A 663-nucleotide genomic window follows, 5' to 3' on the forward strand; every position below is an offset into this window, starting at 1 on the left:
TCAGAGACAGCCCCGCGCACCGCACCCTCAGCGTGTGCGCGCACACGCGCCCCGCGCCTCCATCGGGTGCGCGTACACGCGCACCGCACCCTCGGCCGCGCTCTCGCCCCATGCGGCCTCCTGCCCGGCGCTCCGTGTCCCGCACCGGCCGCCCGGGGGCCGGTGCGCCGTGTCCTGCCCGTGTCCCGGCTGTGTCCTGGCGGCGGGGCCGGGGTTGGCTGGGTCTGCGCGCTCCCGGAGTGGGACGTCAGCCGGGCATTGACAAACCGTCCGTGCTGTTTTTTATCGAGGGGTTCCGGTGTTGTGACGGCCGGGGCGTTGGGCGGTCCCGGGGTGCGGGGCCGTGTGTCTGCTGTCGTGGCGGCTTTGTGGGGGGAGTTGGGTGTGGACATCGAAGTGCTGGGCGCGCCGGCGGTGCGGGTGAACGGTGTGTCGGTCGTGCCGACGGCGCCGAAGCCGCGGCGGGTGCTGGGCCTGCTGGCTCTGCACGCGGACCAGGTGGTGCCGGTGGCCGCGCTGGTCGAGGAGCTGTGGGGGGCGCTGCCGCCGCGCAGTGCGCGCACCACCCTGCAGACCTACGTCCTGCAGCTTCGCGAGCTGATCGGCGCGGCGCTGGCCGCCCCCGGACGGCGGCAGCGGGAGTGGGAGGTAGGGGAAGGGGAG

At 74.8% G+C, this 663-nt stretch carries 1 protein-coding gene; it reads left to right on the top strand.

All coding sequences use genetic code 11. The features are described from left to right. Positions 1-384 precede the first annotated feature (384 nt). The coding region (locus tag ACNFOC_RS54970) for an AfsR/SARP family transcriptional regulator (RefSeq protein ID WP_416966392.1) at positions 385-663 on the top strand (279 nt) is incomplete at its 3' end.

Origin of the sequence: Streptomyces colwelliae, from assembly GCF_048158785.1 — a bacterium.
GTDB lineage: Bacteria > Actinomycetota > Actinomycetes > Streptomycetales > Streptomycetaceae > Streptomyces.